Below are 8,363 nucleotides of genomic sequence, written 5' to 3' on the forward strand. Positions count from 1 at the left end.
TCTGCGCTCGGCCCGCCAGGCAGTGAGCGTGGGGCCGATCAGCTCCCAGCGGGCATCGGACAGGTCGCTGGGATACGGGCGCTGTCGCGTCATGTTTCGGTAGTACCGTCGGGCACGATGCATCCCCAGGGCGCAAACAGCGTCAACCGGGGGCGCTTTGGGATCAGACAGGAGCGACCCGACTCAAACGGGCAGAGATATGGAGTCTCCTGTCGCGCAGACCGCATCGACCACTCTCGCCTCAGCAGCCACAGCCCCACCCACCCCTCGAAGCGCCACCAAACAACCTTGCCGGGACAAAACGCTCTTTTAGTGAGCGTTTGGTTCTCGGTTGCCCGTTTCATTTGGCTTGGCTGTCACGCCAGTTGGTGGTTGTTTCGTGGGTGAGGCGGCGGGTCATGAGGTTGATGGCGGCGAGTTGGATCATGGCGGCTGAGCGGTGGGGGTGGGTTTCGTAGTCGCGGGCCAGGCGGCGGTGGTGCATGAGCCAGCCGAGGGTGCGTTCGATGACCCAGCGGCGTGGCTGGACGTGGAAGCCGCGGGTGGTGGGGTCGCGTTGGACGATTTCGAGGTCGATGCCGAGGTGGGCGGCGTGTTCGACGGCTTTGGTCTTGTAGCCGTTGTCGGCCCAGGCTTTGGTGATGGTGGGGTGGCGCTTGCGGACTTTGGTGAGGAGTTGGGTGCCGGCGGCGGAGTCGTGGACGCTGGCCGCGGTGACGGCGACGGCCAGCAGGAGGCCGAGCGTGTCGGTGACGATGTGCCGCTTGCGTCCGATGATTTTCTTGGCGGGGTCGATGCCTTGGCTGGTCAGGTGGACTGTTGCGGAGGTTTTGATGCTCTGGCTGTCGATCAGGCAGGCGCTGGGCTCGCTGGTGCGGCCTTCGGCCTGGCGGACTTTGCCGCGTAAGAGGCCGGTGAGCTGGTCGAAGATGCCGTCGGCTTCCCAGTGGGCGAAGTAGCCGTAGACGGTCTGGTGGGGCGGGAAGTCGTGGGGCAGGTAGCGCCAGGGGATGCCGGTGCGGTCGACGTAGAGGATGGCGTTCATCAGGGCGCGCAGGTCGTGGGTGGGTTTGCGGATGCCGTTGCGGGCCTGGCGCCAGGCTTCGAGGGTGGGGCGGATGAGTTCCCAGCGGGCGTCGGACAGGTCGCTGGGGTAGGGCCGTGAGGGCTGCATGATGCCTGGGTATGCGGTGGCGGTCGGCCTGAGCAGGGCGTCTGCCGGAGTGTTGGGTGCACCGGGGCGTGTGTTCTCAATCTCGCGTGAACCGGTAGGTACCTAAATGAGACAGGAGCTTTTACAAGGAATCCGGCGCATAACTGGTCTGCCGATTACCGCAGAAGCCGTTTTTCCGGCGTATCGCTTGCTTCCATGCTCGCGTCTGGCCGCTGAAACTCGCCATGAAACATCCGATAGGAGAACCAAACGCTCACTTAGACGCCGTTTCTGATGGCGTGTTCGCTCGTTGAGCCGTGCATGACGGATCTGGTGGAGCGGTTGGTACCGGACGAGTTGTGGACGCTGTTTCGTCGGGTGGTCCAGCTTACAGAGGTCATACGCCCGCAGGGCGGCGGCAAACGGAGGGCCGGTGACCGCGAGTGCCTGGCGGCGATTATCTTCGTGGCCACCTCGGGCTGCACCTGGCGGCAGTTGCCGCCGGTGTTCGGGCCGGCCTGGCCCACGGTCTACCGGCGCTTCGCCCAGTGGAGCCGGGACCGGGTGTGGGCCGGGCTGCACCGGCTCATCCTTGACGAGCTCGGCGCTCGGGGTGAGCTGGACTGGTCGCGGTGTGCGATCGACTCCGTCAGCGTCCGGGCTGCAAAAGGGGGCCACTGACGGGACCGAATCCGACCGACCGTGGCAAGCAGGGGTCGAAAGTTCACCTGATCACCGACCGGAATGGCGTGCCGCTGTCGCTGGGTATCTCTGGCGCCAACATGCACGACAGCCTCGGCCTGGAGCCGCTCGTGCGCGGAATCCCGCCCATCCGCTCCCGCTGCGGCCCGCGCCGTCGGCGTCCGGCCAAGCTCCATGCCGACAAGGGCTACGACTACGATCACCTGCGGAAATGGCTTCGTGGGCGTCGTATCCGCCACCGCGTCGCCCGCAAGGGCATCGAGTCGTCCACGCGGCTCGGCCGACATCGCTGGGTTGTTGAGAGAACGGTCTCCTGGCTGGCCGGATACCGACGCCTGCACCGCCGCTTGAGCGCAAGGCCGAGCACTTCGTCGGCATAGCCGCAGCCCTCATCAGCTACCGCCGACTCACCACCTGAAACAACGTCTTAGGGCGGCCTCGAAGCCTGCTCGTTGGCGCGAGACTCTCGTCGTCCTGCTCGATCCTGTCGTCGGCATGACGGAATCGACTTTGCAGGTTTCCGTCAGTCTGCTGATGGGCTCCACGAGGCCAGCCGGTCCAGGGCCTCGTTCGAAGGGCTGCCGAGACCGAGTGCCGCGCTGATGATGTGCATTCCCAGCCGAGGGGGGACGGCGTTACCGATCTGCTGCGAGATGTCCTTGCCGCTCCATGGATAGGCGGCGGGAAACGTCTGCAGGCGGCCGGCTTCGGAGAAGGAGAAACGGTCGATTCCGTCGGGCCCGACTACACGGTTCCTGGAGATCTTGCCCGTCACTGTCGCCGAAGGCTGGTCGGATCGTCGCTCGCCACGTGCCTTTGGGTCACCTCCGGTGCCGTAATTGGAGATCACTGTGAAGGGCGAGGGTCGCTCTGGCAATGCCTGCGCCATGCTCACCCATCTTTCCGGCCCTACTTCAGCGAAGGTGAAGCCTTGGGTCTCCACCTTCGTTCCTCCGCGGTAGCGCTGGTGAGTCGGAGAAGGAAGCTTGAGCGGCTCAGGGCTGTGCAAGACGTTGTTCTCACTGCGGCGGCGTGCGATCAATACGGCGCGTCGACGTGTCTGAGGTACACCAAATTCCTCGGTATGGAGGACGCCGAAGTCGGTTTCGTATTCGTCGCTGAGCGCCTTGGCGTACTCTTCCCACACCGGGAGCACTGCAGGAACTTGCTCCAACACGATGGCGTGATAGGGATCGAGTTCAGGATCGTCGACGGCTTCCAGAGCCCAGTGGAGAGGTTGCAACACCAATCCGGTGCGCTCGTCCTTCAGGTCGGCCAGATCCGCCTCGATATTGGACCACTTGTCACGATCCACAAGACGCTGGACGAACTTCAAAACGGTGTCCAGGGCGCGACGTCCCGCACCATGGCCGGCAACAGTGAACGTCTGGCACGGTGGTCCGCCCGCCAAGACGTTGGCGCCCTGGAAAACCAGGTCGGTGGGCTTGCAGTTGCGGACGTCATCGTGAACGGTGAGCAGACCAGCCTGCGTTCGGGTGGCATACGCGCCGTCGTCCCATTCGACACCGATACTCGACACCCCCAGTGCCTCCGCTGCGATGTCCAGCCCACCGGGACCGGCAAACAAGTCCACGATGCGGAAAAGTGCAGGCTGAGGCAAATGAGGCTGTACTGGGGTCATGGCATCGAAGTGTAGCCGGCGGTGAGTGGTGCTCTTGTCCGTACTGCGGATGAGTGTAGGGATGGCCAGACGGCCGGTCAGCGCCGAAGGGCCTCGGCGATCGCTCTCCCCAGGGCTTCACCGACCGGAGGCGGTGACGCGTGTCCGATCTGGCGGTATCGGGCCGTCTTCTTGCCTGCGAAAATCCAGTCGTCTGGGAAGGACTGAAGTACGGCCGACTGCTCCACGGTCAGCTTCTTCAGTGGAGACCCCGATGTGTCCGACTCCTGGGTCCCGTCTGGCCCCGGCACCTCGTCGCTCAGCGCCGCGCCGTTGATGCCGATTTGGGCCCAGGCTCTCTTCGTGCCCGTCAACCCAAGATCGGCGCCTCCGCGGTTGTCGGATCCGCCCACGAGAGTCGGAGCCACACGGTCGGCCTGCCCCGCCCATTCCTCAGCATCGCTCCAGCCTCGCGCCGACATCGACGGGAGTAGAGCCTCACCCACGGTGACATGCCGAGTCACAGTGGGGGCAGGGACCAGGAATCGATCGCAGAAGCGATCCTTCAACGCGACGAGCACGCCCTGTTTGCGATCCTGGGGGACGCCGAAATCGGCGGCGTTGATAACAAACCATTGAAACCCGTATCCGAGGTGCCCCAGTTCGCTCTGTATGTACTCACGGGCCTCCTCGAGTTCCGGGGCCGCCACAAGCTCCGGTACGTTTTCGATCAGCAGCACCAACGGCTGGATGGTGCGAGCCAGATGGACCGTGGCCTTCAATAGGCGAAGCTCAAGGCCCGTTTCTACTCTTTTTGTCGTCGCAGCCGATTTCACCCGGGGCAGACCCGCAGAGAGTAGGTCGACCCTGTAGGCTTCCTGGTGCTTCTTCGGGTCAAAGTCCAGGAGGTCCATCTGGAAGGTGTTCCAGGACGGTCGGTTGCGGCGCAGAGTTTCGCAGGCGATCGGTTTGTGGTCCAAGAGTAGAACCGGATCGAAGCCAGCGCGTTCCAGGCCCAAAGCAAGTCCTCCTGCACCGGAACACACGTCGATCGATGTCAGTCTCCCCATAGGGCTCTCCCCACCCAGTGGATCAGTGCACATGCCATGAAGATAGGTGTGATCGACGGCAAAGTCGATGGCGTACAGACTCGATGTCTGTCGTGGCGTGATTTACTTCTGGAGTCTCTGCCGTAGGACTGCAGACTGGACATCTTCAGCTACGACGTTAGGTGCTTCGTGCTCCCAGTAGCGGAGAACCGTCCAGCCAGCCTCTCGCAAGTGCTCCGTGGTCTCCTGATCCCGGGCGATGTTCTTGTTCAGCTTCCGGCGCCACCACTCTGCGTTCGCTTTCGGGTGCGTGGCGTGTTTGGGGCAGCCGTGCCAAAAACATCCGTCCATGAAGATCGCGATCTTGGCCTTGGGGAAGACGATGTCGATCGTGCGCCGGGCCATGCCGGGAACCGGCACATTGACTCGGTAGCGCAGCCCTGCGGCGTGCAAGAGTTTTCGAACCGCCACCTCGGGGGTCGTGTCACGGGAGCCCTGCCGGCTCATGCGGGCGGAGACGGCAGGGGAGGACGGCACAGCGTTGACCACGAGGAAATTGTGCCAGCCTTCGCCGCGAACCGTTTCGGTCGGTTCTCGCATGGCGAGCAGCGAGTGCGGGTGCTCTGCAGTTCGAGGCGAAGCCGCTGGTGGTGATGTGGGTTCTGAATCGGACGGCTTGTTATATGCACAGCTCCTGCCCTGGGGCCGCCCGCTTCTCGTGCAGTGTCATGCCTCCGCGCCCCGTATCAAGGGTGTGCTTCGCGTCGCCTGCGGCGATGGTGCCCCGCGGGCCACCCTTGACGGGGGCCGCTCTGGCACGGGGGAGAAGCGAGCGGGCGGCCCGAAAGGGTGGGTGGCCCGGCCGGGCTGAGGGGAGGTCGGCTGGGTGGTGGGCCGGAGAGCTTGTCAGATCAGTTCGGGGCGCCGTGGCACCCCTCATACGCCTGCCCCGACCCGCACCAGCACGCGCTCCCCCTCTGCGGCGGCCACTCCACCGCCAGCCCCCGGGCCGCGAGTGTCGTCGCGTACTGAGGGAGGAGGGTCGCGTCGTCCGGGGTCGTGCCCTCCGAGGCTGCGAAGGCCTCGTAGGAGGGGACCGTGCCGGTCACGATGCCCAGGTTCGGGGTGCCCGACGCGGCCAGTTCGCGCAGGGAGGACTCTATGGTCGCCAGGTGGTCCTCGTGTGACGGGTACTCCGCGAAGAGGCCCGGGTATGCCGTCACCAGTTCCGAGAGTTCTGTGGTCGGCCAGTGGAGCACCGCCACCGGGAACGGGCGGGACAGGGCCTCCCTGTACGTGCCCAACTCCGCGCGCAGGCGGGAGATCTCCGCCTGGAGTTCCGCCGGGTTGTCCGAGCCGAGGGACCAGACCCGTTTCGGGTCGTGCAGCTCGTCCAGGGAGACCGACGACGAGTGGAGGGTGTCCGCCAGGGCGTCCCAGTCGTCGTGCGGGGCGCCCAGCATGCGGCGCACCCGGTGGCGGCCGAAGAGGAGGGGGCGGGTCGCGTACGGGGGCTCCGCCACGTCCGTCAGCAGGAGCAGCGCGGCCGCCGTGAACGTGTCCTGGGCCGCCTCCAGCTCGTCGTGGGCCTCCAGCGCCTCCGCCACGATCACCCAGGGCGCCGGGTCCCGGGGAGCGGCCGCTCGGATGCCGTCGATGATCGCCCTCGCCTCGGCCTCGTGGCCGTACTCCCAGAGGTTCGACGCCTTCAGGGCCCGTACGAGGTGGGGGTTCTCCAGGGGGGTGGTGGAGGCGAGCAGGCGGTCGTAGAGGGCGGTCGCCGTGGGGCGGTCGCCGGCGAGTTCGCGGTGGGCGGCGGCCTGGATGAGGAGGTGTTCCGCGTCCTCCGGGTAGAGGTCCGCGGTCCGCTCCAGGCGGGCCGCTTCGGCGGGGTGGTCGACGTTCTCGGCAGGCGTGTCGGGGCGCATGGACGACACCGTACTGCCCAGGGAAGGCCCACGGGGTGGTGGTGCGCGGTGCTTCCGGCCGGTTGTGGGTGGGGTGCGGGCCGGGGCGCGACTTTCGCCGTGCGAGCGGGCGCGGCTCTCGCCGCTCCCGCTCCGGCCCGCACCACCCTGCTCCGCCTCGCGCCACCGGCCCGCACCACCCCGCTCCCCTAGATCGTCACCCCGTCGATCTGCAGCGTCTGTACCGCGCCCGCCGCGAACGGGACCGCCACCGACTTGCCGTTGAGGCGGGTGTCGGAGTAGGCGCGGTAGCGGTCCGTGCCGCCCGAGGTGTGGGTGTTCCAGCGGGGGACCAGGCCGTTCGTGCCGCCCGTGACCGTCGTGAAGCGGGAGAGGTCGAACGTCAGGGTCTGGGCGGACGTGGCGGTGTTGATCGCGACGATCACCAGGCGGCGGGCCGCCGCGTCGTACGCCGCCGCCGTGTAGCTGGAGCCCGCGTCCAGGATCGTCATCCCCGGGCGGATGTGGCGGCTGAACTGCGCCATCACGTAGTACTTCGTTTCGATCGCGCCCGGCTGGAGCGTGTTCGCGTCGTACTTGATCATGCCCCAGCCCGCCGTCGGGTCCATCACCTGCCAGTAGACCCAGGCCGTCGGGTGCAGCCAGCGGAAGTCGTAACAGAGGTTGCGGGCGAGGGTCCAGCCCGTGCCGTCGCTGTCGCCCGTCTCCGAGTTCCAGAGCTTCTTGCCCGCGGTCGTCACGACGTCCGTGTAGAGGAGGTCGCGGCGGCCGTTCGCGCCCTGGTAGCCGTGCACGTTCACCTGGCTGACCAGGCCCTTCGTCGTGGCGTTGAAGGAGTTCCAGGTGGAGCGGGCCGTGTCGTAGTTCGTCTCGTCGGATGCGGAGATACGGACCGACTGCAGGCCCCGCTTGTCCAACTCGCTGCGCATGTAAGGGAGTACGGCGGCCTGGACCGACGGGTCCATGTGGCAGCCCTCCTGGGTGCCGGTGGCCGTCCACCATGTCGACGCCGGCTCGTTGAAGGGGTCGACCGTCGCGAAGTTCACGCCCCAGTTGTTCTTCGCGCGCAGGGCCACCGCCGCCAGATGGGAGGCGTGCTGGCGGTAGTTCCACGTCTGGAGGTTGTTGCCGCCGCCCGAGGCGCCCGACGGGTTGTGGTTGCTGCACATCCACCACATCGGGGAGTTCGCGAACAGCTCGGTCGTCGCGCCGCGGGCCACCGCCTTGGTGAGCGCCGCCCGCTGGTTGGCGTCCGCCGTCCAGTCCCACGCCGAGGACGCCGGGTCCTCGTTGTTCCAGTCCTGCCAGTAGCCCTCGATCTGCTTGAACGCGGGGATGTTCGGCGACACGACCATCGACTCGCCGTTCACCGAGTTCGTGCTGCACGCGCCCAGGTTGTAGCGGGCGATGTTCATGCCGAGGCCCGGCAGCGCCGTGCCGTTGTACGTCGTCGTCTTCGTCGTGAACCACAGGTCGGCGAAGTCGTCCCGCGCGCCGAACACGTTCGCCCACCAGGCGAGCGAGGTGCCCCAGCCCTCCCAGGTGCCGTACTTCGTCGCCGGGTTGATCGCGATGGTCGCGTCCGCGTGGGCGGTGCCGGTGGCGAGGGCGGTGCCCGCGACCGCGCCGCCGGCCGCGGCCAGCAGGGCTCTGCGGCCCAGCACCGGGGAGGCGGAGGTGCGTGGTTCGGGGCGGTGGGCGTTCCTGGGGTTCTGCGGTGCGGGTGAGGAAGCGGTCATGTCAACTCCGGGTTGCGGGTGCCGGGGTGGGGAGACCCCGGGGGGAGGTGGAGAGACGCAGGAGGGCCATCGGAAGAGTCAGGGGTGAACCCTGAGGTTGTCGAGAGGTCTGACAGCGCTTTCTCCGATTTCTTTCAACGGTTGTGAGAAGGGCAGATAAAAGCCTTGCCA

The 8,363-nt window shown here is 66.5% G+C and carries 6 protein-coding genes and 2 pseudogenes; 1 reads left to right on the forward strand and 7 read right to left on the reverse strand.

The window, feature by feature from the left end:
• Together AOK23_RS47280 and AOK23_RS34795 are read right to left on the reverse strand one after the other, a co-directional pair.
• A pseudogene (locus AOK23_RS47280) lies at nt 1-93 on the reverse strand (IS5 family transposase); the annotation flags it as partial.
• Nucleotides 94-340: 247 nt separating this feature from the next.
• Nucleotides 341-1,174 carry an IS5 family transposase gene (locus AOK23_RS34795; RefSeq protein ID WP_055716525.1) on the reverse strand — a complete coding sequence of 278 codons (834 nt, stop codon included), beginning with the start codon at nt 1,172-1,174 and terminating at the stop codon, nt 341-343.
• Nucleotides 1,175-1,483: 309 nt separating this feature from the next.
• Between AOK23_RS34795 and AOK23_RS47285 the strand changes: the two are divergent.
• Nucleotides 1,484-2,273: pseudogene (locus AOK23_RS47285) on the forward strand (IS5 family transposase).
• Between the two features lie 105 nt (nt 2,274-2,378).
• Here the strand turns inward: AOK23_RS47285 and AOK23_RS34805 are convergent.
• The 5 genes from AOK23_RS34805 to AOK23_RS34825 form a co-directional block, all read right to left on the reverse strand.
• The gene (locus AOK23_RS34805; RefSeq protein ID WP_055716526.1) at nt 2,379-3,497 is read right to left on the reverse strand and encodes a DNA cytosine methyltransferase; all 1,119 of its coding nucleotides are present in this window, start codon (nt 3,495-3,497) and stop codon (nt 2,379-2,381) included.
• Nucleotides 3,498-3,574: 77 nt separating this feature from the next.
• Entirely contained in the window at nt 3,575-4,546 is a 972-nt protein-coding gene (locus AOK23_RS34810; protein WP_055716527.1) for a DNA cytosine methyltransferase, read from the reverse strand.
• A gap of 102 nt (nt 4,547-4,648) precedes the next feature.
• Nucleotides 4,649-5,032 carry a very short patch repair endonuclease gene (locus AOK23_RS34815; protein WP_055716530.1) on the reverse strand — a complete coding sequence of 128 codons (384 nt, stop codon included), beginning with the start codon at nt 5,030-5,032 and terminating at the stop codon, nt 4,649-4,651.
• 404 nt (nt 5,033-5,436) lie between these two features.
• Nucleotides 5,437-6,453 carry an SEC-C domain-containing protein gene (locus AOK23_RS34820; RefSeq protein WP_055716528.1) on the reverse strand — a complete coding sequence of 339 codons (1,017 nt, stop codon included), beginning with the start codon at nt 6,451-6,453 and terminating at the stop codon, nt 5,437-5,439.
• 188 nt (nt 6,454-6,641) lie between these two features.
• Nucleotides 6,642-8,117: a glycoside hydrolase gene (locus AOK23_RS34825; RefSeq protein ID WP_055716531.1), complete on the reverse strand. Its 1,476-nt coding sequence runs from the start codon at nt 8,115-8,117 to the stop codon at nt 6,642-6,644.
• Nucleotides 8,118-8,363 lie beyond the last annotated feature (246 nt).

The organism is Streptomyces torulosus (assembly GCF_001419765.1).
Taxonomy (GTDB): domain Bacteria; phylum Actinomycetota; class Actinomycetes; order Streptomycetales; family Streptomycetaceae; genus Streptomyces; species Streptomyces torulosus.